Origin of the sequence: Chelatococcus asaccharovorans, from assembly GCF_003201475.1 — a bacterium.
GTDB lineage: Bacteria > Pseudomonadota > Alphaproteobacteria > Rhizobiales > Beijerinckiaceae > Chelatococcus > Chelatococcus asaccharovorans.
On sequence record NZ_QJJK01000002.1, the window covers coordinates 492,034 to 516,149 of the forward strand.

Annotated in this window: 19 protein-coding genes; 7 read left to right on the forward strand and 12 right to left on the reverse strand. The window is 65.1% G+C overall.

Annotated features, from left to right (window positions below; all coding sequences use genetic code 11):
* Positions 1-208: 208 nt before the first annotated feature.
* The 4 genes from C7450_RS06800 to C7450_RS06815 form a co-directional block, all read right to left on the reverse strand.
* A complete protein-coding gene (locus C7450_RS06800) occupies positions 209-1,756 on the reverse strand; it encodes a M81 family metallopeptidase (RefSeq protein ID WP_170147106.1) in 1,548 nt (515 codons plus the stop codon).
* Positions 1,757-1,846: 90 nt separating this feature from the next.
* Positions 1,847-2,707: an ABC transporter permease gene (locus C7450_RS06805; RefSeq protein WP_110373646.1), complete on the reverse strand. Its 861-nt coding sequence runs from the start codon at positions 2,705-2,707 to the stop codon at positions 1,847-1,849.
* Entirely contained in the window at positions 2,707-3,573 is an 867-nt protein-coding gene (locus C7450_RS06810; RefSeq protein WP_110373647.1) for an ABC transporter permease, read from the reverse strand. The genes C7450_RS06805 and C7450_RS06810 overlap by 1 nt, the downstream gene beginning before the upstream one ends.
* 3 nt (positions 3,574-3,576) lie before the next feature.
* Positions 3,577-4,707: an ABC transporter ATP-binding protein gene (locus C7450_RS06815; protein WP_245449505.1), complete on the reverse strand. Its 1,131-nt coding sequence runs from the start codon at positions 4,705-4,707 to the stop codon at positions 3,577-3,579.
* A 206-nt stretch (positions 4,708-4,913) separates the two neighbouring features.
* Here C7450_RS06815 and C7450_RS06820 point away from each other — a divergent pair, with 206 nt between their 5' ends.
* The 7 genes from C7450_RS06820 to C7450_RS06850 all read left to right on the forward strand — a co-directional run bounded on the left by C7450_RS06820 (position 4,914) and on the right by C7450_RS06850 (position 13,393).
* Positions 4,914-5,600, forward strand: coding sequence for a GntR family transcriptional regulator (locus tag C7450_RS06820; protein WP_110373649.1), 687 nt, complete (start codon positions 4,914-4,916; stop codon positions 5,598-5,600).
* 111 nt (positions 5,601-5,711) lie between these two features.
* Positions 5,712-7,067 (forward strand): aspartate aminotransferase family protein, encoded by a 1,356-nt coding sequence (locus C7450_RS06825; protein ID WP_110373650.1) that lies wholly within the window; start codon positions 5,712-5,714, stop codon positions 7,065-7,067.
* Positions 7,064-8,797 (forward strand): acetolactate synthase catalytic subunit, encoded by a 1,734-nt coding sequence (locus C7450_RS06830; protein WP_110373651.1) that lies wholly within the window; start codon positions 7,064-7,066, stop codon positions 8,795-8,797. Before C7450_RS06825 ends, C7450_RS06830 begins: the two co-directional genes overlap by 4 nt.
* Positions 8,797-9,567, forward strand: coding sequence for a 3-oxoacyl-ACP reductase FabG (gene fabG, locus C7450_RS06835; protein ID WP_110373652.1), 771 nt, complete (start codon positions 8,797-8,799; stop codon positions 9,565-9,567). The genes C7450_RS06830 and fabG overlap by 1 nt, the downstream gene beginning before the upstream one ends.
* A 50-nt stretch (positions 9,568-9,617) precedes the next feature.
* Positions 9,618-10,679, forward strand: a complete 1,062-nt coding sequence (locus C7450_RS06840) for an ABC transporter substrate-binding protein (RefSeq protein ID WP_110373653.1) — start codon at positions 9,618-9,620, stop codon at positions 10,677-10,679.
* 61 nt (positions 10,680-10,740) lie between these two features.
* Positions 10,741-12,246, forward strand: coding sequence for a M81 family metallopeptidase (locus tag C7450_RS06845; RefSeq protein WP_110373654.1), 1,506 nt, complete (start codon positions 10,741-10,743; stop codon positions 12,244-12,246).
* 61 nt (positions 12,247-12,307) lie between these two features.
* Positions 12,308-13,393 carry an ABC transporter substrate-binding protein gene (locus tag C7450_RS06850; protein WP_110373655.1) on the forward strand — a complete coding sequence of 362 codons (1,086 nt, stop codon included), beginning with the start codon at positions 12,308-12,310 and terminating at the stop codon, positions 13,391-13,393.
* 46 nt (positions 13,394-13,439) lie between these two features.
* Here C7450_RS06850 and C7450_RS06855 read toward each other — a convergent pair whose 3' ends face one another.
* From C7450_RS06855 to C7450_RS06890, 8 genes are all read right to left on the reverse strand, one after another.
* Positions 13,440-15,392: an oxidoreductase gene (locus tag C7450_RS06855; RefSeq protein WP_110373656.1), complete on the reverse strand. Its 1,953-nt coding sequence runs from the start codon at positions 15,390-15,392 to the stop codon at positions 13,440-13,442.
* Between the two features lie 67 nt (positions 15,393-15,459).
* The gene (locus C7450_RS06860; RefSeq protein WP_245449506.1) at positions 15,460-17,511 is read right to left on the reverse strand and encodes a dipeptide ABC transporter ATP-binding protein; all 2,052 of its coding nucleotides are present in this window, start codon (positions 17,509-17,511) and stop codon (positions 15,460-15,462) included.
* Positions 17,512-17,514: 3 nt separating this feature from the next.
* Complete coding sequence (locus tag C7450_RS06865; RefSeq protein WP_110373657.1) at positions 17,515-18,426, reverse strand: ABC transporter permease; 912 nt, start codon at positions 18,424-18,426, stop codon at positions 17,515-17,517.
* A 9-nt stretch (positions 18,427-18,435) separates the two neighbouring features.
* The gene (locus tag C7450_RS06870; RefSeq protein ID WP_110373658.1) at positions 18,436-19,377 is read right to left on the reverse strand and encodes an ABC transporter permease; all 942 of its coding nucleotides are present in this window, start codon (positions 19,375-19,377) and stop codon (positions 18,436-18,438) included.
* A 35-nt stretch (positions 19,378-19,412) separates the two neighbouring features.
* Entirely contained in the window at positions 19,413-21,089 is a 1,677-nt protein-coding gene (locus C7450_RS06875) for an ABC transporter substrate-binding protein (protein ID WP_146227277.1), read from the reverse strand.
* A 113-nt stretch (positions 21,090-21,202) separates the two neighbouring features.
* Complete coding sequence (locus tag C7450_RS06880; protein WP_110373785.1) at positions 21,203-22,378, reverse strand: NAD(P)/FAD-dependent oxidoreductase; 1,176 nt, start codon at positions 22,376-22,378, stop codon at positions 21,203-21,205.
* A gap of 2 nt (positions 22,379-22,380) precedes the next feature.
* Complete coding sequence (locus C7450_RS06885; RefSeq protein WP_110373660.1) at positions 22,381-23,760, reverse strand: FAD/NAD(P)-dependent oxidoreductase; 1,380 nt, start codon at positions 23,758-23,760, stop codon at positions 22,381-22,383.
* Positions 23,757-24,104: a (2Fe-2S)-binding protein gene (locus C7450_RS06890; RefSeq protein ID WP_281064260.1), complete on the reverse strand. Its 348-nt coding sequence runs from the start codon at positions 24,102-24,104 to the stop codon at positions 23,757-23,759. Before C7450_RS06890 ends, C7450_RS06885 begins: the two co-directional genes overlap by 4 nt.
* Positions 24,105-24,116: the final 12 nt, after the last annotated feature.

Below are 24,116 nucleotides of genomic sequence, written 5' to 3' on the forward strand. Positions count from 1 at the left end.
CGTGCGCGAAGCCTTCGCGCCCGCGGCAGGAGTCGTTGATCCCTCCTAAGGGCTTGATCTCGCCAGTGCGTGCCGCGACCAACCCGTCAGGGATCCTTCCCTGCGCGACGAGCCGCGGGGACTCACGCGAGACTGCCCGCTGTCGCAGATCGTGGCGGCGATCGCACCTGCGCGGGCGGCAGGGGTAGATCCGTCCGGCTTCTTCGCGTCAGCCCTGGCGCTGGCGAGGAGCACCCCCGCTTCGTGCGGGGAAGGTGATCGGAGATTCAACCGGCATCGCACCCACGTCATGCTCGGGCCAGAAGCGCCCTTGCGTCCAGGTGAACTGCCCGCGGGTGAAATAGCCGATCCCGGGCGTCCGCAGCATCAAGGGCCTCGCGAGACCTGCAAAGTTCAAGGTGAAATGATAGCCGGACTTGACGACGATGCAGTCCTGATCCGCGATCATGATGCCGTTGCTCTCGAAGGCGGCCGGATCATGCGTAAAGCCCGGCTTGCTCGTGACGAGAACCCTGATGCGCCCATCGATCTCCAGTACAGCAACGGGCCCGAGAGCCGTCGGTTCACCACCGCGATACGGGCCGCGCATCTCGAACAGGCCGTCACCGAGACTGACGATGCGGGCTTCGACGTCGAGGGGCGCAAAGCCCGGCGTCATCCCGCCGCCGAGCTGAAACCGCGCAACCTGCCCGGCCCCGAGCGTCTGCGCCCTGGCGACGCTGGCGGCATCGGTGATCGGCACAGCGGCGCGCAACCCGTCCCCACGCGCCAGCAAGGCAGCCAGGATCGCGGTGGAATCCCCCGGCGCGCCGGCGAGCACCCGGTCGCCCATGTCGGCGAGGACATAAGGTTCGGTTCCCCGGTTCGCCGCGACGCGCGCGAGCGCCTCGTCGATCGTCAGCAGGTCATCGACGAATTCCTCGCGCTTGCGCCAGAATGCCTCGCCCAATTGCGCGGCTGCATTCCGCGCGCCGTCCTCTGCCCCTTCGGCGCTCGTGACGACGACGGCCTGGCCCATACCCGCGTCGTCCAGGAAGCGAAATACGTTGTAGAGCGAAATGTCCCAGATCCCGGCCGTCCGCGATGTGAGGTCCCGGGCCATGTCGTGGAGTTCCCGCAGAGGGCCTATCGCGGTCTCGTTGCCGCCCGGCAACAGCATGGGAACCTTAACCAGGGTGCGCACCGGCCGGAGTGAGCCGTCGAGCACGGCGAGAACGCCTTGGGCGACCTTCTCGCCGCAGGCGACCACGTCGGAATGCGGGTTCTCCTTACACGCAATGCAGATGTCGGTGGCCAGGAGCATGGCTTCCGTCACATGCGCATGAAGATCGAGCCCCACGCCGATCACGACCTCCCGGCCCGCCGCCGCGCGCACGTCGCGCAGCAGATCGCCCTCGGCATCCGGCAGCACGGTGGTGCCCATCGCACCATGCAGTTCGAGCACGATCGCGTCGGGCGCATAGGCCGCGACGGCCGCGCATATCTCCCCCTTGAGAGTGAGATAGAAATCGTGGTCGACGAGCCCGCTCGGCGGTGCCGAGGCCGAAAGCGCCGGGATGAGCTCCACGCCAGCCTCATCAAGGACGGAGATGATGCCGCCGAGCGTCGTGCCTGATCCTCTCGCCTCGCTCAGCACGCCCTCCCCTCTGGAGAGGACGAAGCAGTCCGCCGGCGTCGGGATCGGGCTGAAACCGTGCGATTCATGGAAGATCCGCGCCACCATGACGCGCGGCGGATTACGAACGGCCCTGTTCATCTCGGACATCCATTGGTTCGGACAAGAGGGTATTTCCGGCTTGGCTCCGAGGACACGCTCTGGAGCCGGCGAGCCTCGATGGCGGGAATGCTACGGTGCGGCTTTTGCGCCGCGGCTGCGCAGCCACTCGACCCCGCCCATCAGGACGAGCGAGATGACCACCATGACCGTCGATGCCGCAGCGATGACCGGCGTCAGGTTGTAGTCGATGTCCTCGAAGAGCTTGCGCGTGATGGTCTTGCCCTCGACGCCGGAGATGAAGAACGCAACCGTCGCTTCGTCGAAGGAGGCGAGGAAGGCGAAGACCGCGCCGGCTGCGACGCCCGGAGCAATATTCGGCAGCACCACATGCCAAAAGGCCTGGGCACGCGTGGCGCCACAGTTCAAGGCGGCGAGTTCGAGAGCGGGATCGATCCGCTGCAGCGAGGCCGACACCGTCAGCATGACATAGGGCACCGACATCATGGTATGGGCGATCGCGAAGCCGAAGAAATTGCCCGTCAGCCCAATTGGCGCGAAGACGAGGTAAAGCGCGACCGCCAGCACGATATGGGGAACGATCAGCGGCGCGAGCGTCAGCGCCTGCAGCGCGGCGGCACCCGGAAGGCTGCCGCGCACGATGGCAAAGGATGCGAGCGTCCCGACAATCGTCGCCGAGACGGTCGTCGCCACCGCGATCTTCAGGCTGAACCAGGTTGCGCTCATCCAGTCCGCGTCAGCGAAATAGGCGTGATACCACTTCAGCGTGAAACCCTTTGGCGGGAACTGGATATAGGAGGCCTCCCCCAGCGACATCGGCACGACGAGCAGGGTCGGCAACAGGAGGAAAATGAGGACGAGACCGACGAATCCGTGGAGAAGCCAGCGGCCAAGATGCGGTGACAAGGCCGCTCGGGATGCCGGGGGCGATTGCAACACGTCCAAAGCGGGGGTTTCGGAGAGTGTCGACATCAGGCACCCTTTCCAAAGCGAAGGAACCGCCGAAACAGGCCGACCAGACCCAATGTGACCACGAGCAGAACCCCGGCCAGCGCGCCGGCAAACGGCCAGTTGAGGAGTTCGGTCGTCTGCTGGCCGATCAGGGTGGCGATGGTCAGGTTCTGTGGCCCACCGACCAGGGCCGGGGTGACGTAGAAGCCCAGGGCCAGGATGAAGACCATGATCGACCCGGCATAGATGCCGGGAAGGCTGAGTGGCAGCGTGACGGCGATGAAGCTCGTCCAGGGCCCGGCGCCGAGATTGCGCGCGGCGCGGTCGAGCTCCGGCGGGATCGATCGGAGCGAGGAAAAAATGGGGAGGATCATGTAGGGCATGAGCACATGGGTCATCGCCACGATCACGGCCCCTTCGGTGTAGATCAGCTTCAGCGGCTCGTTGATCACGCCCCAGCTCATCAGCGTACTGTTGACGACCCCGGTTCGCTGCAGCAGTACGATCCACGCGTAGGAACGGACGAGAACGCTGGTCCAAAGCGGTATCAGGACACAGGCAGCGACCAGCATCGCGGCGCGTCCGCCGAGCTTCGACATGACGAGCGCGACGGGATAGCCCAGGACGAAGGCGAGACATGTGACGACCGCCGCCGTCTGCACGGTGCGCAGCAGGATCTTCAGGAAGATGGGCTCCTGCACGATGCGCAGATAGTTCTCCGCGGTCGGCGACGGGGTGAACACGCTGCCCCACAGAAGCTTGGCGACGGGCAGCAGAAAGGCGAGGCCGAGCAGCAGGATGAGTGGCAGCGCGAGCGTCAGCGAGGCGGGCCTTGAGAGTTGCCCGGCTGTCGCGCGATCCGTGGCGGCAACTGTCGCATTGGCCATCGCTCAGTCCTCGCCCGCGAAGACGCGAACGGCGCCGGGATCGAGCCGCACGAACGCCCGGCCGCGCTGCTCGACGCCGCTGTCCCGATGGGACGAGGGCACCTGCACCTGAAGCTGCGTTCCGTCGTCGGATCTGACGATCAGGGTGCGATGCGACCCCAGGAAGATGGTGGTTTCGATATCTCCCGCAATCGCCCCCTCGCCATTCTGCGTCGGGCTCAAGCTCTCGGGACGCGCGGCAATCTGCACGGGGCGCCCGATCGCGACATCATCGCGTCCGCCGAGCTGGGACCGCGCCACGCTGATCGTCTGTCCTGAAACCGTGATGGCGATCGAGCGATCATCCAGCCCGCTGACGATCCCTTTCAGAAAATTCATCTTACCGATGAAGTCGGCGACAAAGCTGCTGTTCGGTTCGTGATAGAGCGACACCGGGCTGCCGAGCTGCTGGATGCGCCCCTTGTCCATCACCGCGATCCGGTCGGACATCGTCAGCGCTTCTTCCTGATCATGCGTGACATAGATGATCGTGACGCCGAGGCTCGCATGCAGCGTCTTGATCTCGATCTGCAGCTCCTCGCGCAGCTTCTTGTCGAGCGCGCCGAGCGGCTCGTCCATCAGAAGGACCGGCGGCTGGAAGACCAGCGCCCGCGCCACGGCGACGCGCTGCTGCTGCCCACCCGAGAGCTGCGCCGGCGCCCGGCCGCCGTAATCCTGCAGCCGGACACGCGCCAAGGCCTGTTCGACGAGCGGGGCGATCTCGGCCTTGGCCAGGCCGCGCATCTTGAGCGGAAAGGCGACGTTCTGCGCCACGCTCATATGCGGGAACAGGGCGTAACGCTGAAAGACCATGCCGATGCCGCGCTTGTTCGGCGGAACATGGGTGAGATCCCGGCTCCCGAGCGTGATCGATCCTGAGCTCGGCGTCTCGAACCCTGCCAGCATCATCAGAAGCGTGGTCTTGCCCGAGCCTGAGGGACCAAGGAGTGAGAGGAATTCTCCGGCCTCGACATGAAGATCGACATTATCGACGCCGACGATGGACCCAAACCGCTTCGATATGCCTTTGATGGCAATAGCTTCGCCTTTCGGAGGCGACAGGCCTCGGCTTGCCTGCAAGACGTCGCTGGACATCCCGTTCATGTTCCCGCTTCAAACCTCTGCAAGTGCGCTGGACCCGGCCTTCTTATCAAGACAGGGCCGCGGATAATTTTGATGTTTGATGTATCATTTATTGGGCTATGCTTGTCAACCGCCAAATTTCGCTCATCGACCACGGTTGGACTGGCGGCGTAACGAGACTGCCGCTATTTGATGCATCAAGCAACATGAGGATTGCCATGTCGGAGCATCTGCTCGCCGGGGTCGTCACACCCATCGCCCGCCAGTCGAACCTGGGTGAACTGACCTATGCACGCCTGAAGGAGATCATTGTCGCCGGCTCCTTTCCGCCGAACGAGAAGCTCACCGTCAGGTCGGTCGCGGCTGCCCTTGGCGTGAGCACGACGCCGGCCCGGGACGCGATCAACCGGCTCCTCTCCGAAGGCGCGCTCGTCAACGAAGGCCCCAAGACGGTCGTTATCCCCTCCCTGACGCTGGACGCGCTCGACGAGGTCACCGCCACACGCCTCGCCCTCGAAGGGCTTGCCGCGGAACGGTCCGTGCTCGCGGCGGCGCCCGCGGATGTCACGGCGCTGGAGCTGATGCAGGCGGCCATCAATTCCGGGTTGGACGCTGCGGACTATCGCGAGGTCCTCAAGGTCAACCGCGAATTCCATTTCCTGATCTACCGCCTGTCCGGCTGGCCGCGTCTCGTGGCGATGATCGAATCGCTTTGGCTGCGGGTAGGTCCATCTCTCAACGAACTCTATCCGGACTTCGCCCAGAACCGGCGGGGTGTTTCCAATCACATGGCCGCCATCGACGGCCTGCGCGCCAAGGACGGCGCGAAGGTCCGATTCGCCATGGAGCAGGACATCCGCGACGGCTATGTGCGCCTGAAGGCCATGATCACGTCCCGTGGCTGACCATCGCCAACCCAATCGCAGGCTGGATCGATATTTTTGTTGCATCAAATATCAATTTATACTTAGCTCGTCTCGACCGCTCGCTCTCCAGCGGCTCTTGGATCGAGAACAATGACGGCAACGACGACCGAAGGTCACAACTCCGTAGGGAGCGCTTCGCGGGAAGCGTTCGAACGCGCGCAGCGCGTCTTCATCGACGGCACGACGCGCGTGACAATCGAGCGCGACCCTATCCCGCGCTACATGGACAGGGGCGAAGGCGCCTATCTCGTCGATATCGACGGACGGCGCTTCCTGGACCTGAACGGGAACTTCACAACACTCATTCACGGCCATCGTTTTGCACCGGTGATCGAGGCGGTCACGCGCCAGCTCCAGTCCGGCACCTGCTTCGCCAATCCGACGCTCGCCGAGATCGGCCTCGCCGAGCTAATCTGCGACCGCGTTCCCGGCGTCGAGACGATCCGCTTCGTCAATACGGGTTCCGAGGCGGTGATGTTTGCCATCAAGGCGGCCCGCGCTTTCACCGGGCGTTCGGCGATCGCCAAGATCGAGGGCGCCTACCACGGCGCCTATGACTGGGTCGAGGTCAGCCAGGCAAGCACGCCGGGCAACTGGGGACCGGCCGATGCCCCGGCAGCCGTGCCCTACTATCGTGGCATGCCGGCCTCGGTTCTGGGCGAGGTGGTGCCGCTCCGCTTCAACGACGTTACGGGCGCGGAGCGGCTGATCGCGGCCCATGCTGCGGATCTCGCGGCCATCGTGCTCGACCCCATGCCGAGCCGCGCCGGGCTGATCGCCCCGACGCCCGATTTCGTTGCGGCGATCCAACGGGTGGCGAGGAAACATGGCGTTCTCGTCATCGCCGATGAGGTTCTGAGCTTCCGGCAGGGCTATGAGGGCGCTTCCGCACGCCATGGCCTCACCCCGGACCTCTTCACTTTCGGCAAGATCATCGGCGGCGGCCTCCCCATCGGCGCAATCGCCGGCAACCGCGCCGTCATGGGCGTCTTCGATGCGTCGCAGGGCCGACCCCTTCTGCCCCAGGGCGGCACCTTCTCGGCGAATCCACTGTCGATGGTTGCCGGCCTCGCGTCGATGACCGCGCTGGATCGCGCCGCCTTCGCGCATCTCGAAAGCCTGGGTGATCGGCTGCGCACGCAGCTCACAGCCGCGATCGCGCGCAACCGGGCTCCCTTCTCGGTCTCGGGCGCCGCATCCCTCTTCCGGATCCATCCGAAGGCTGTTCTCCCGAGCGATTTCCGTGAAGCGACGGCGACGGCGGCGCAAGCGCATGTCCTGAAGGAGCTCAGCCGCACGTTCAGCGAGAACGGCATCATTCTTCCCCACGGCGCGGCAGCCTGCCTCTCCACCCCGATGACGACCGCGGATACCGATCGCGTCGCCTCGGTCTTCGACGACTTTCTCGCCACGCGCAGCGACCTCATCGAAAGCCTCGCAGCATGACCAATTCCGCCCCCACCGTCGCGCAAGCGATAGCCCATGCCCTGAAGCGCCACGGCGTCGACGTGATCTTTGGGCAGAGCCTGCCGTCGGCGGTAATTCTCGCCGCCGAAGCGATCGGCATCCGACAGATCGCCTATCGCCAGGAGAACATGGGCGGCGCCATGGCCGACGGTTTCGCCCGCGTCTCCGGGCGCGTTTCGGTCGTTGCCGCGCAGAACGGCCCGGCCGCAACCCTTCTCGTGGCGCCGCTGGCTGAAGCGATGAAAGCGAGCATCCCCATCGTCGCGCTCGTCCAAGAGGTCGAGCGGCCCCAGGTCGACAAGAACGCCTTCCAGGAGCTCGACCATATCGCCTTGTTCGCATCCTGTGCGAAATGGACACGCAGGCTGTCAGGCGCGGATCGCGTCGAGGACTATGTCGATGCCGCTTTTGCCGCAGCGGCGAGCGGGCGCCCCGGACCGGCGGTGCTGCTCCTCCCGGCTGATCTTCTGCGCGAGGCTGCGGTCCCCTCGCAGTTTGAACGCAGCGCATGCTACGGCCGGTTTCCCCTCGACCGCATCCGTCCGGCCGAGGCCGACATCGAGGCGGTGGCACGGGCGATCGTCGCGGCGCGTCATCCCGTGGTGATGGCCGGCGGCGGCGCGCTGTCGATTGGCGCGCCGGAGGCCTTGGCGCGGCTTCAGGATCTTGCGGGCCTGCCCGTCTTCACGACCAATATGGGGAAGGGTGCCGTCGACGAGCGCCACCCCCTGTCCTGCGGCGTCCTCGGCGCGCTCGTCGGGCCGGCTTCGCTCGGCCGCTACACCCGTAGCTTGCTTGCCGAGGCTGACCTGATCCTGCAGGTCGGCACACGCAACAACCAGAACGGCACGGACAGCTGGCGTCTCATCCCGCCGACGGCGCGCCTCATCCAGATCGACATCGATCCGCAGGAGATCGGGCGCAACTACGAGGCCACCCGCCTCGTCGGCACCGCCGTGGAAACGCTCGACGCGCTGACGGAGGCGCTGCGGCGGATGGATCTTTCGGCGCGCACCGGCGCCCGGCCGGCGCTGGAGACGCGGATCGCCACGGCATGGCGGCGTTTCGAGGCCGCCCGCGGCCCGCTGGTGCAGCACAACACGAGCCCGATCCGGCCTGAGCGGGTGATGGCCGAGCTACAGACATTGCTGACGCCCGACACGATCGTCGCCGCCGATGCCAGCTACTCCTCGATGTGGATCGTCGGGCAACTGCGCGGGCTGGCGCCGGGCATGCGCTTCCTGACCCCGCGCGGCCTTGCCGGCCTCGGCTGGGGCCTGCCACTCGCGATGGGCGCGAAGGTCGCAAAGCCTGACGCACGGGTCGTCGCGCTCGTCGGCGACGGCGGCTTCGCCCATTCCTGGGCGGAACTCGAGACGATGGTGCGCATGGGCATCGCGCTCACGGTCATCGTGCTGAACAACGGCATTCTCGGCTACCAGAAGGACGCCGAGACCGTGAAGTTCGGCACTTATACAACCGCCTGCCATTTCGCCCCGGTCGATCATGTGGCGATCGCCCGCGCTTGCGGCTGCGTGGGCATCCGCGTCGATACGCCTTCGGAGATCCTGCCGGCGCTGCGTGACGCGCTCGCCAGCAGCCAGCCCACATTGATTGAAATCATGACCGATCCCGGCGCCCATCCGGCGATTTCCCTTTACGACGGCACGCTGGATCGCCCCGTCGCCGCTGAACCGGAACTTGTCTGATGGAACATGCTCATTCGGTGGCCGTCGTCTCAGGCGGCAGCTCTGGCATCGGACTGGCAGCAGCCAAGGCCTTGCTGGCCGAAGGCTGGGCCGTCGGGCTGTTCAGCCAGCAGCGCACCCATGTGGACAGCGCCCGCGAGACGCTGGCCGCACAATTCGGTGACGACAGGCTTTTGGCCGCAACCCTCGACCTCCGCGAGCCGGCCGCCATCGCTGACTTCTTCGGAGAGGTCAGCGGCCGCTTCGGGCGGATCGATGCGCTTGTCTCAAATGCCGGCTTCTCGCCCAAACGGCCGGGCGGTCGCACACCGCTCGGCGAGATACCGCTCGCCGAATGGAACGACGTCCTGTCGGTGAACCTGACCGGTGCATTGCTCTGCTGCCAGGCGGTTCTGCCTGGCATGGTGGAGCGGCGTCACGGCCGCATCATCCTGATCGGCTCGATCGCCGGGCGCACGACCCCGCGCATCGCTAGTGCAAGCTATGTCGCCTCCAAGGCGGCGCTGGCCGGATTGGCGCGCTCCATCGTGTCGGAATATTCCGAATACGGGATAACGGCCAATACGATCTGCCCCGGTCGGATCTTGACGGAGATGACCGGGCAGGCCTCGTCTCCGACCAACCAGTCAGCCTTGTCCCGCATCCCTGTCCGCCGCCTTGGACAGCCGGAGGACATCGCGCGCGCCGTTGTCTTTCTCGCCGCACCCGAGGCCGGCTTCGTGAACGGCGCAGTCCTCGACATCAACGGTGGCGAGTTCGCCCCCGCCTGAACGCCAAAGCAACCTGAACGCCATAACAACCTGAAAGCCTGGAGATCCGCATGGTCCATCGCAGAGCATTGCTTCTTTCGGCCCTGATTGGGATGGGTCTTGCCAATGGGGGCAGCCACGCCCAATCCCGGAACGAACTCGTGATCACGACAACGGGCGGCGTTCAGGAACAGGTCCTGCGCGAGACCTTCTACGAGCCCTTCGAGAAGGCCACCGGCATCAAGATCGTCTCCGTCTCCGGCTCGGACGCCCAGAACGTCGCGCGTGTGAAAGCGATGGTCGCGGCCGGGAAGGTGACCTGGGACCTCTATCAGGCCGGTGAGATCCAGTCGTCTTCGGCCGAACATCGCGCCTTGAACGAGGATATGGCCGCGTTCTGCACCCGGTTCTCCAGTCGCGACGATCTTCTTCCCGGCGCCTGCAACGCCTCCGGCGTGCTGGCGGCCTATGGCACGACGATGCTCGTCTATAATGACGCGAAGTTTCCCGGCGCCAAACCCCACAACTGGGCGGACTTCTGGAACGTCAAGGACTTCCCTGGCCCACGCGCGCTGCCGAACTTCAACGACCCGTGGCGGGTATTGGCCGCCGCACTGCTCGCAGACGGCGTCCCGGCCGACAAGCTGTTCCCGCTCGACCTCGACCGCGCATTCCGGAAGATGGACGAGATCCGGCCGCATGTGGCGGTCTGGTGGAAAACTGGCGACCAGAGCGTCCAGGGTTTCCGCAACGGCGAATATGTCATGGGCATGATCTGGCAGACGCGCGCCTCTGCGTTGCGGGCCGAGAACCAGCCGCTCGCCTGGAGCCTTGATCAGGCCGTTCTCGTGGGCGACCGCTGGGCGCTCATCAAGGGCGCGCCGAACCGGGACAATGCGCTGCGCTTCCTGGAGTTCTACCTGACGAATGTCGAAGGCCAGGCCAAGCGCTGCGAGGCGCAGACCTGTACGCCCGCCAGCCGGAAGGCGGCCGCGATGATGAGTCCGGAGACCCAGAAGGCCCTGCCGCTTGCTCCCGAGGTCTTCAAAGGCCTCATCGTACCGGATTCCGAGTGGATCAACGCGAACAAGGCGCGATTGCTTGATCGCTGGAACGCCTGGCTCCAGCAGTAGGCGACCATCTCGACCCCTCAGTTCCTGAATCGAACAAAACCGGCCTGGCGGGGCATTCGGCATGCGCATTTTCGTCTCCAGCCTTTTCCATGAGGGCAACAGTTTCAGCAGGCTCAGGACCGGCGCGGGCAGTTTCGCGATTACCCGCGGCGAAGACCTGCTCGAGAAGGCGGCCGGGTCGCGGTCCTCGCTCGGCGGCGCCTGCCGTGCCCTGACGCGTCTCGACTGCCAGATCCTGCCCGGCCTTTCCGCCGTGTCGCCGCCCGGTGGCCCGGTGGAAAATGGGCTGTTCGCGCAGCTCTGCGACGAGATCGTCGCGGGGGTTCGGGCCACGCGGCCTGACGGCGTCTATCTCGATCTCCACGGCGCGATGATCACCGAGAGCCTCGACGATCCCGAAGGCGCGCTGATCGCGGCCATCCGCGAGGTTGCCGGGCCGGAGACACCGATCGCCGTCAGCCTCGATCTGCACGCCTATGTCACGCCCGCCATGCTGGACGGCGCCGATCTCGTCCTCGCCTGCAAGGACAATCCCCATACGGACTACGACATCGCCGGCGAACGGGCCGCGACCCTTCTTGTCGAGGCCTGCCAACGCCGCATCGCGCCGGTGACGGCGGCGATCTGGCTTCCGCTTATTTTCGGGGCGCAGATGGAGACGGCGCGGGGGCCGCTCGCCAGCCTCCATGCGCGGCGGCGCGAGATCCTCGCGGCCCATCCGTCGCTTCTCGATATCTCGATTTGCAACTGTACCACCCTCGTCGACGTGCCGGCCGGGGACCAATGCATCACCGCCATCGCGGACGGCGACGCCAGCAGCGCGCGCAGCGCCGTTGAGGAACTCGCCCGCATGCTGTGGCAACTCCGCGACGACTTCGTCCCGGATTTCGCGCCGCTCGACACGGTACTCGCGGATATCGCCGCCGGTAGACTGCCGAGACCCGCCGTCCTCGGCGACCAGGGCGATCGCGTCCTGGCCGGCGCGGCCGGCGATGGCACGGTCATCATGGCCGAGATCGCCCGGCACTGGCCCGGCCTCAAGGCCGTCGTCCCGGTCACTGATCCCGCAGCCGTTCGTGCCGCCCAGCGGGTCGGCATCGGCGGCGTATTCGAAGCGGCGGTGGGTGGCGGCCTCTCCAAAGGCGTCACACCGTTCCGAGCGGAATGGACCGTCGCGGGTCTCGGCGACGGCCGTTTCATCCACGACGGACCTTATCTGCAAAACGAACCAGCCACGCTCGGGGACACGGCTGTCATCCGCGCGGGCAACCTCACCGTGCTCGCGACCAGCCTGCCGGGCTTCACGCAGGATCCGGCCGCCTTCCGCAGCCAGGGCATCGATCTCGGCGCCCAGGACCTGGTCGTTGCCAAGTCGGGCTATCACTTCAAGATCTCGTTCGGTCCGATCGGCCCCTGCGTCGTCGTCGATACGCCAGGCATCGCGAACTATCGCCCGGGATTGCTGCCCTTCACCAAGCGGCGGCCCGTCTATCCCGAGGACAGGATCCCGGACCCGCGCTTCGCGGCTGAGATCTTCCCACCACGCCGGCGGTCCACGGCTGCCTGACGGCCGAACCCGCCTTCATCCACACCGTCTCCATATCCAACCAAGAAGGGGAACTGCGATCATGACAGCCATCGACAAACGCTCGCGCATGCGGGGATTGGCTAAAACCCTGATCCGCCAGATCGGATTTGGCCTCCTGCTCTCCACGGCAGCGGCAGCCCAGTCCGGCGAAGTCGTCGTCGCGACGACCGGCGGGGTCTACGACCGCGCGCTGAAGGAGATCTGGTTCGAACCTTTCACGAAGGCGACCGGCATCAAGGTGAACACGGTGACGGCGACCGATGCCGAGCAACGGGCGCGCGCTCAAGCCATGGCGAAAGCCGGGAGCGTCACGTGGGATATCATCAACAACGTCGATATCATCGCGGAATCCGACCAGAATCGCGCCTTCACGCGCGACCTCACGTCCTTCTGCGAACCGTTCAAGACGCGCAAGGATCTCGTCGACAAGGCCTGCAACCCAGCTGGCGTTCGCATACAGCTCAACGCGACGCTGCTGGCCTTCAATGCGGATCGCCTGAAGAATGGCGCCCCCCGGACCTGGGCGGATTTCTGGGACACCAAGCGCTTCCCGGGGGCGCGCGCACTGCCGAGCTTCAACGATCCCTGGCGGGTGCTCGCCGCGGCGCTCCTGGCCGATGGCGTGCCCGCCGACCAGCTCTTCCCGCTCGATATCGACCGGGCGCTCAAAAAGCTCGACGCGATCAAGCCTGAGGTTCAGCTCTGGTGGCGCACGGGCGATCAGAGCCAGCAAGGCTTTCGGAATGGCGAATATGTCATGGGCATGATCTGGGGCACGCGCGCCTCGGCCTTGAAGACAGAAGGCCAGCCTGTTCGGATCTCCTATGACGGCGCATTCCTGCTCGCCGACACCATGCAGATCCTGCGCGATGGCCCGAACCCTGCCGGTGCGGAAGCGCTGCTGAAGTATTACCTCGACAATCCAACAGTACAGGCGAAGCTTGCGGAGAGGCTGAACGTCACGCCGCCGAGCATCGATGCGGTCGCGCTCATGAGTGAAGCGGCACGCGCCAATATTCCGAGTTCACCTGAGGCCTTCAAGACCATCGTCAAGCATGATTCCGCCTGGATTGCCGCCAACCAGACCAAAATGCTCGACGCCTGGAACAGCTGGATCCAGCGTTAGAGCAAGTCCGTCTGTCGCGGGCTTGCTCCGCGCGGCCTGACAGCGCTCAGATCTCGCGGGCCACCTTGGCCCCCTCGTAGATGGCTTGTTCGAGCTGCCGCGGCGTGAAGGCATCGCCGATCAGCCAGAGGCTCGGAACCTGCCCCTTCAGCGCGTGATAGAGGTCGTTCTCGGCACTGCCACGACTGCACAGCACGACGCTGTCGCAGGCCGCCTCGCGGGTGTCGGAGTTCAACAGCCTGATCACCGCATGGTCCTCTGTGATCTCGACCAGCTCCTCCATCGCGGACAGCTTGACGCCGAGATTCATCAGTCGCTCATAGGCGGGATGCCATGTCATCAGCTCGGCGTCCTCGCCGATCCGGAAGGCGGACGATACGATTTCCACCGCGTGGCCGCGCACCGCGAGCCACTCCGCCATGGACATTCCCATATTGCGGCCATCCCAATCGCCGATCAGGACCCGCGATCCGAGCGGGGCGCCGGCCAGCGCCTCGCGGGCTGTATACACATGGGGGAGATGGGCGCCGGGAAGACGCGGCCGGGTGTCGCGCGCGCCGGTCGCGACGATCACCGCGTCGGGCTTGGCGGCCAGCACCTTCTCAGCCGTCATCTCGCTGCCGAGCCGCACCAGCACGCCCGAGCGGCGTGCCTGCCGTTCCAGCCAATCGGTGATGATCTTATAGTCGCGCCGGTGCGGTGTCTTTGACAGGAGGGGCACCTGCCCTCCGAGATGACCGGCCTTTTCGTGCAGCACCACGTCGTGTCCACGTTTGGCGGCGACCCGTGCCGCCTCCAGGCCCGCTGGACCACCGCCGATCACCAACACGCTCCTGTAGTCCTCCGTCGGCTCGATCCGCTCCCATTTGTCTTCACGGCCGGTGCGTGGATTGAATACACAACCGACATTGCCTCCGCGCTGCTTGCGGCCGAAACAGACCTCGTTGGCGTGGATGCAGGGACGGATATCCTCGTGCCGCTCCTCCATCAGCTTGCGGATGATCGCGGGCTCGGCGATATGGGCGCGTGTCATGCCCACCATGTCGGCTTCGCCGGCGGCGAGGATACCTTCCGCCTCGGCAGGATCCGTAATTTTGCCGATGCAGAAGACCGGCGTGTCAATCGCCTGTTTGACTGCCTTGGCATAAGGGACGAGCCGCTTCTCAGGCGTTGCGATCGTGGGATAGTGAATCGCGCGGCTCCACATCGAGCCATTTGTTCCTGCGGAAACATCGACGAAGTCGAGCCTACCCCACTCGACCATCATGCGCGCATAGCGGGTGCCGTCCTCTATGGTGTAGCCGCCCGGCACCAGCTCGTCGGCGCTGAAGCGGATGCCGAGCGTGAAGTCGTCGCCGACCGCCTTGCGAACGGCCTGGAGCACCTCGCGGGCGAAGCGCAGCCGATTCTCCTCGGATCCGCCGTATTCGTCTTCGCGGAAATTGGTCAGCGGCGAAAGAAACTGCTGCACCAGATTGCCGTGCGCAAAGGAGAGCTCGATGCCGTCGAGCCCACCCTCGCGGCTGCGCACGGCGGCGGCGGCGAAAGCCTGGACGATACCGGCGATCTCCTCGACCTCCAGCGCGCGCGGAATATCCCGCGAGCGGTCGAAGGGAACCGGCGAAGGAGCGAGCGGCGGCGCGCCGTCGATCCCCATGACCGTGTTGCGGCCTGAATGCGAGAGCATCGTGTAGACCGTCGTTCCCTCCGCGTGAACCGCCTTGGCAAGGCGCTGATAGCCCGGAATGACGCTGTCGTCCGAGTTGCGCAGATAGGAACCGCCCTTGGCGCCGATGGGAGCCGAGTCGACGCCCGTGGCCTCCATGACGATGAGCCCGACGCCGCCCCTCGCCCGCTCCATGTGATAGGCGATCAGTTGATCCGAAACCTTGCCATCCACGGCATAACCCGTGCCGTGCGCGGTGGAGACGACCCGGTTGCGGATTTCCTTGTTGCCGATCGTGATCGGCGAGAGCAGGTGCTTGAAGCTGGATGTCATGTGACAAGTCCTGAAGACGCGCGGATGGCGACGCGGCAAGAAGATAAAGATTGCGATACAGCGGAAGTCAGCCGCTTTCCTGGAGACGACGCAGTTGCGCGATCGGAATATGGCATTTCAGCCAGTGTCCCTCGGCTTTCGACTGTTTTGGAGGCATGGTCTCGCAAAGCGGACCAAGGACACGCGGGCATCGCGTGTGGAAACCGCAGCCCGTTGGCGGATTGGTCGGCTTTGGCAGTGGCCCTTCGAGCCTCATGTCGCGCCGGTTCGCCTGTTCGGCCCGCCCGATCTCCGGCACGGCTGCGAGCAGCGCCTCGGTATAGGGATGTTGAGGCGCCGTGAAGATATCAGCCGTCTCGCCGAACTCGACAATCTCGCCGAGATACATGACCGCGACCCGGTCGGCGATCTGGCGCACGACGCCGAGATCGTGGGTGATAAAGAGGTAGGACGTCTGGTTCTCCGATTCCCGCTGCAACCTGCGCAATTCCTGCAGGATTGCCGCCTGCACGGAGATATCGAGTGCCGAGGTCGGCTCGTCGCAGATCACAAGCTTGGGATTGGCAGCAAAGGCACGGGCGATGCACACGCGCTGCTTCTCGCCGCCCGAGAGCTCCCGTGGTGCGCGCGTGAGATAGCGCTCGCCAAGCCGCACGGCTGTCAGGATCTCAAGCACGCGCTCGCGCAGCGCCCGCCCCCGGAGGCCGAGATAAAGGCGCAGCGGACGCCCGATGATCGCCTCTACACTGTGGTGTGGATTGAGCGCCGAATGCGGATTCTGGAAAACGAACTGGACGTCGCGCTGGTCGTCCCTGCCCCGCGCGCGCGCCAACGCGCTAATGTCCCGGCCGTCGAACAGGATGCGTCCGCCGCCGGGACGATCAAGCCCTGCGACGAGACGACCGAACGTGGACTTGCCGGAGCCGCTCTCCCCGACGATCGCGACGGTCTCGCCTTCACGAACATCGAGCGAAACGCCCCGCAAAGCCTGCACCACCGGCCGCGACCGGAAGAAGGGAAATAGAGGTGCGCCGGGAAAGTCGCGGGTCAGATCGGCGACTTCGAGGCGGGGTGCCATTCCTGCGAGAGATGCGCGCGGCACCGCGGGACGGGCGGGCGCAAGCTCGGTTGCGCAGGATCGCCAGCGAAGACAGCGGCTGCTGTGGCCCGGCCCGATGGTCTCCATCGGGATGACGCCGTGGCGGCAGTCGGCGGTGGCCAGCACGCAGCGGTCCTGGAAGATGCAGCCGTCGGGCACCTGGGCGAGATCAGGCAGGCGACCCGGGATCCCGACCATTTCGCGCGCCGCAGTCACGCTGGGCATGGCGTCGATCAGGCCGCGGGTATAGGGGTGATGAGGCCTCTGCAACAGGTCATCGGTCCGCCCCTCTTCGACCAGCGTGCCGGCATAGAGCACCCCCACCCGATCGCACATGCGCGCGACCACGCCGAGATTGTGGCTGATGAAGAGGAGCGCGACATTGCTGCGCGCCTTGATGTCGGCGATGAGGTCCAGAATGACCGCCTCAGTCGTCACATCAAGGCCGGTCGTCGGTTCGTCAAGGACGAGAAGCTTCGGCTCGAGCGCGAGCGCCATGGCGATGACGATGCGCTGCAGCTGCCCGCCCGAGAGCTGGTGGGGATAGCGGAGCGTGATCGCCTCCGGATCCGGAAGGTTGACGAGGCCGATCAGCTCCAGGGTCCGCTTCCGGGCCGCGCGGCGGTCAAGGCCCGCATGGCGGCGGATCCCTTCGGCGATCTGCTCACCCACGCGGATCGACGGGTTGAGTGCGTTCATCGGGTCCTGGAAGACCATCGATACAACCGAGCCGCGCACAGCCTCAAGCCCACGCTCGCCCATCGCGAAGACATCCGCCCCGTTGAGGACGACCCGTCCGCCGCTCACGCGGCCGCTGTTCAGATATCCCATGACAGCATAGGCGACCGTTGACTTGCCCGAGCCGCTCTCGCCGATCAGCCCATATGCCTCGCCAGGTGCGATGGCGAGGCTGACGTTGCGAACGGCCTGCACGGGACCGTAGTCTATCGAGAGCCCTTCGACGGCAAGGGTGGGCGCCACGCGGGCGGCGATAGGCATGGGTATCATCGCAATCGTCATGGATCAGTTCCCCCGTTCGGTCGGGGCGAGGATCTGCCTGAGGCGTTCGCCGGCGAGGACGGCGGCCACAGCCACCACGGAGATCGCGACGCAGGGCCAGATCACCATCCAGCTCGCAAATTGAATGAATTGTTGTCCGTCTTTGACCATGAGACCCCAGGCGGGTGTAGGCGGGGTCACCCCAATGCCGAGATAGCTCAGCGAGGCCGATAGCATCGTGCCGTAGGTGATACGCAGGCTGAGATCAACGACGACGACGTTGAGCACGCCCGGAAGCAGTTCCCGGAACAGGATGTAAGCATGGCTTTCACCGCGAACCCAGGCCGCCTCTATGAATGAGCGCTGTGCCACGTCCTGCGCCACGGCCCGCGCGATCCGCGCCGAGCGCGGCCAGAAGACGATACCTATCGCTGCGATGACGTTGACGGGATTCGAACCGAGCATGACGACGATCAACGTCGCCAGTATCAGCGTCGGGAACGACATGAGCGCGTCCATGAAGCGCATCAGGACTTCATCGGTCCGCCCGCCCGCATAGCCGGCGAGCAAGCCCGTCACCGTGCCGAGCCCCACTCCCATGATGGCTCCTGCGATCGCGACCACCAGGGTCGGGCGCGCGCCGTGAATGACACGGCTGAGAATGTCGCGCCCGAACTCATCCGTTCCGAACGGGTACTCCCAGCTGGGCGGCATCATCGCCACCGCCGGATTGAACTCGGTGGGGCTGTACGGCGCAATCCAACCGGGCACGAGCACCATGGCAACAACCGCCAGGAGCGTCGCGATGAGGACGACATCGGAGACGAGCATGCCGCGCGTCTGGCGGGACGCCTTGCCCATCCTGCTCCCCCGCGTGACGGCAGGCGGGACCTTGGCCTCGGCTTCTGCGACGAGAGGGATATCGTTCGTGGACATCACTGGACCTCAGGGACGCAGGCGGGGGTTGAGTGCGATCGACACGACATCGGCAAGCAGGTTGCCAACCGCATAGGTCGCCGCGACGATCATCACCGTGGACTGGATGATCGGAATGTCGCGGGCGTTGATGGCACTCACCATGAGTTGTCCGATGCCGGAGTATGAAAAGACCGTCTCGACCACCACGAGCCCGCCGAGCGCATTGCCCAGCGTCATTCCAATCACCGCGACGGCAGGCAGGATACCGTTGCGCAGCGCGTGCTTGAGCGCCACCACGTGGCGGGGCATGCCCTTGAGAATTGCCGTTCTCACATAGTCGCTGGCAAAGGCATCGATCATGCCGGCGCGCGTGATCTGGACGAAATACGGCAGCATGCTGATGGCAACGACCGCAACAGGCAGGACGAGGATCGCCGGGTCCGAGAACGGGCTCTGGCCCGGGGCGAGGAGGCTCGAGCCTGGCAGGATCTGCAGCCAGATCCCGAAGATCAGGATGAGTGCGAGCCCCTTGACGAATTCAGGAACCGAGAAAGTCACCGCGGTCATCGCGGTAATGACCCGATCCGCCGTACTGCCACGGTGCATGGCGGCGAAAACACCAAGCCCCATCGCCACCGGGATGGCGACGGCGAGCGCAAGAACCGCAAGGATTGTCGAATTGAGCAGCCGGCCCGCCAGCATCGGCGCGATCGGCACGTTGTACAGCAGCGAGACGCCGAAATTCCCGCGCAGCATATCGGCGAGCCAGCCGATATAGCGCCCGAGAACCGGCTCGTTCAGGCCCAGGCGCTCCCGCAACAGGGCCGCCTGCTGTGGTGAGGCCGTATCTCCGAGGACCACGGCGGTGACGTCTCCCGGCAGGACGTTCACGATCATAAAGGTCATGAACGACACCGCGAGCAGGACGAGGACAAGAAGTCCGGTCCGCCGAATGATGAGCTCGATCATTACAGAGATCCTCGGAGCGATTTTTTTTCTTTATGTCAGGATAACCACACCTCTCGGAAGTCAATGACGTCGTAATTCGGCGGCGTATAGGCTTGTACTTTAGCGCTGGCGGCCCCCACATAGTTCATCATATACGGGATGATCCGCTCACCGGATTTGTGAATCTTTACCAACGCTTCCTGGATCAACTCTTTGCGTTTCGCCTCATCCAGCTCGGAAATCATCTTGTCGAGGATGGCATCGAGGCCCGGCGCGTCTTCCACCACACCGTATTTCCAGTTGGCGCCCGAGCGATACATCAAATAGAGCCGCTCGTAGAACGTCGGATAAGCACTCCACTGGGTCGTGTAGAACGGCTTCTTCCGCGAAACATTGGAGACGTATTCCGTATAAGGTACGTCACGGATGGTGACGTTGACGCCAACCTTTGCCGCGGCCTCCTTGAAGGCAAGAGCCATCTTCGGCGTGGGCTGGCGCTCGGATGATGTCCACAGCTCGATGTCCAGCGTATTGATGCCGGCCTTGGTCAGAAGTTCCTTGGCCTTTGCAAGATCCTGCTTGTGTTGCGGCAGTTCCGGCAGCATCGGATTGCCGGGCGGCAGGGGTACGTCATTGCCCACGGTCCCTTGACCCAGCAGCGCCGAGGCGACCAGCAGATTGCGGTCGACGATGTAACGGAATGCTTCGCGGACGAGAGGATTGTCGAACGGCGCCATGTTCGACTGGGTCATCATGACCTGATACTGCCCGGTGACCTTTGAGAAGACCTTGATATTCGACGCATTGCGCAGCGACAGGAAGGTTTCGATGGGGATCTGGGTCAGAATGTCGACATTGCCCCCCCGGATCGCCGCCTGCTGAGCGATGGACTCCTTGATGCCCACGAGTTCGACGCCATCGAGATAGGGCTGCCCCGGGATCCAGTAGTTCGGGTTCTTCTCGACCGTCACGCTGCTGCCGGCCTGGGAATTCTTGAACTTGAACGGGCCTGTCCCGGAAGGCGCGGTCTCGAGTGTATCGATCGCATCGGCGGCAATGATGCGCGCCCAGCGACCGGCGACGACCACCGGAATCTCGGCGAAGGGCTGCTTGAGGATCAAGCGTACCTTGTGAGGGCCCTCCGCGACGGCTTTCTCGACGGGCCCGAAAGCGCCCTTGGCCCTGAATGTCACTTCAGGTGCATAGGCCCGCTCGATCGTGGCAACGACATCGGCCGAGGTGAATTCGGTCCCGTGGTGGAACTTGACGCCCGGGCGCAGTTCAAACACCCATTCCAGACCGCCCTTCTCCGGCGTCCAGCTCGTCGCGAGCATGGGATGAGCAACATTGTTCTCGTCGAGCCGCGTCAGATTGTCGAAGATGAGGTAGCTGACCTGGTTGCCTGCGGCCGCCACGGTCTTCTGCGGGTCGAGACTGTCGGGGGTGCTGGCGAAGCCGACGCGGATCACCCCGCCGGAGACCGGCTTGCCTTGCGCGGCAGCAAAGCGGGTGGCCAGCATCCCGCCGCCTAAAGCAGCGGCGCCAGCCAGAACGTTGCGGCGCGACACGCCGGTGGCATTGCTATTATCGTGCTGGTTCATCGTGAATCCCCTCATATTCTGTTGGATCTTGCATCCGGTTTCGTCCGGACTTTTTGGCGACTTGGAACCGGGTTCGATTCTAGTGGTTCGTTTCCAACATCTGCGTCCCATTGGTATCGGCCCCGAGGGCAAATGTTGGAAACAGAAGAACCACCAGGGTGCTTATGATTCTCGTGGAATTTTCGGATTTGACATTCGATCTTGAGGCCGACATCGAGCGGGTACCGAATGTCAAATTCATTCCACTAGGCTTTTACGACACCTGCATCGAACTCCTGTCGGAGATAGTCCTCGTCCACTGTCTGGGTCTGGCGGAAGCGGTCGATCGCGAAGGCTCCGACCGGCGTCTCCGAACGTCCGTCCAGAATGAGTTCGCTCAAGACGGCGCCGAGGCCGGGACAGAGCTGCATGCCGTGGCCGGAGAAAGCGAAGGCGTGCCACAGTCCGGGCGTGGTTGCGCTTGGCCCGATGATCGGGATCATGTCCGGCATATAGCCCTCGATACCGGACCAGCTGCGAATGATCGAGGCACCGGAGAGACACGGAATGATGTCGGCAACGCGCTGAAGATTGGTCAGCGTCTTCGCGCCCGGCATCCGGGCCCGCATTTTCAGCGCATCAGCCGGGCCGCGAGGGTGTCCCGCGATGATCACATTGCCCCGTTCGACCTGACGGATGACAATGGAGCCATCGACGATCTGCAGGGTCGGCTGCATGAAGTAGGGCAGCGGCTCCGTGACCATTTCCGAAGGACCGGCCACGAACATCGGCACCGGCTCCGCGAACCACGCCGCGACATCCGCGCCCCATGCACCACCGGTATTCACGAGCATGTCGGCCTCGATGACATCCCCTTCCGCCGTTTCAAGCCGAAATCCGGCCCCGAGGCGTTCCGCGCCCGTGACGCGGCGGCCCTGCAGCACGGCCACGTCCAGCGCGGCGAGGCGGGCGGCCAGGGCGGGAACGACGAGACGAGGATTGACCGCGCCGTCGATCGCCGACCAGGAGGCGGCGATCGCATGGGGAGCGATCCAGGGCCATCGCCGGCGGATCGCCGCCGGCGCCAGGATCTCAACGCCCAGGCCATAGGCCAGAGCATCCGCAGCATAGCGTTCGATCTTGGCTTGCTGGGCCGCATCGACCGCCACATGCAGGTGACCGGTCCGACGGAATTCCACATCTGTGCCAAGGAGCCTTTCGCTCTCCTCCCAGATCCGCTGCGCGCGCAGCGAAAGCGGCAGCTGCGGCAGAAAGCGGCCCTGGATGCGCATGCTGCCGTAGTTCACGCCGCTTGCCTGGGCACCCGGGAAGCTGCGCTCGACGATCATGACGCGTGCGCCGCGCCTGGCAAGATGGAAGGCCGTCCAGGCCCCCATCGCCCCGCCACCGATGATTGCAATTTCGGTACGCCGGCTTGTCATGATCATACCTCGCTGAGCGCCGGCTCGGGGATGAAGATCGGTTTCACGGGTGGCTGCGGACGATAGTAGGTGAGCGCCTCGGCAGCCTCCTGCCGGGCGGCCGCTGCAACCTCCACGGCCGCCAGGCCGCACATCCGCGCCTGGCATCGGCCCATGCCACAGCGGGTCAACGCCTTGACACGGTTGATATCGCTGACGCCTTCCAGGCTCCGCGCCACCGCCCGCACCGCGCCTGCGGTCACATTCTCGCAGCGACAGAGGACAGTCTCGTCCGGCAGGTCGGCGAAAGCGTGGCGCGGCCAGGCAAAGGCCTGCGCAAGCCCTTCCTGGGACGCATGATAGGCGTCGCGCCGGGTGCGCAGGCGAATGAGCTCGGCCTTGTCGATGCTGCGGCCGAGGTCGGCAAGGCATGCCATGGCCGCCACCCGTCCCGCGAGCTCGGCAGCGGCGGCACCGCCTATGCGAGCCCCGTCTCCGGCGAGATAGAGGCCATCCGCCGCGCGACCGTCGGCATCGGTCCGGGGCAGCCACTGGTCAAAAGTCGCGTCATACGCGAGTTCCGCTCCCGCGAGCTCCGCGAGCTGGGTTTCCGCGCGCAGCCCATGGCCGATCGCCACAGCATCACAGTCGAGCCGCATCGGTCGCCTGCCCGCCTGAAAGCTCACGCCGGCGACGCGCCCGTCCTCTCCGTCAATCCGCAGCCCGCTGACGCCGCTGACGATCGTCACCCCGCGCGCCTTGAGGCCCGCCAGCAAGGCCACACCGTTGCACAACACGGAAGGCGCGCGCGCAATCTTGAGGCTAGCCGCGGCTTTCCGGGCAAAGGGCGTCGTGTCGAGGATGGTGACCTTGCCTGCGCCAGCCTCGATATACTGGGCTGCGGCGAGATAAAGGAGGGGCGATGATCCGTAGAAGACAACCTTCCTGCCGATGGAGCAGCCCTGATCCTTCAGGATGACCTGGGCGCCACCCAGCGTATAGACGCCGGTCAGCGTCCAGCCGGGCACGGGGGCGATCTTGTCAGTCGCGCCGGTCGCAAGGATCAGTCGATCATAGGACAGGCCCGCGTCGACCACCGCACCGCGCTCCGCAAGATAGGCCGCCCTGCCGTCGACCGACCAGACAAGGGTCTCCGGCCGATAGTCGATCTGCGTCTCCAATGCGGTGAAGACGGCATGGATCCGCTTGTAGTTCGCCGCCCGCGCATAGCCGAGTGAGAGGCCGAGCGTCGGATCGCTCTTCCGGTAGCCTTGCCCGCCTGGTCGGCGGCCCTCGTCGATCAGCACGGGACGCAGCCCCGCGCGGACAAGAACGTCGGCCGCTCCTATCCCGGCGGGGCCTGCCCCGACAATGACGATCCCAGGCCCATCCATGTGGCTCATGCCGATGTCTCCGCGCCCATTCCGGGCAGGAGCGGCCCACGGGTGGTGACACGCAGACCTTCCCTCACCTGCGTGGTACAGGCCCTCACCCGGTGGCCGCCCTCGATCCAGACCCAACAGTCCTGGCAGACCCCCATGCCGCAGAAGCCCGCGCGGGGACGCCCGTCGAACTCATGCACGCGCAAATGCGATGCCAGCGTAGTGATGGCGCAGAGCAGGCTATCCCCCTCCTGCGCGTGCATCGCGACGCCGTCGAAAGAGAAGGTCACGTCCGGTGTCCGGCGCCGGCACAGCCTGTGCAACTGACCTGGAGACGTTCCCATCTTGTCTGTTCCGTGCTCCATTTCGGTCATCCT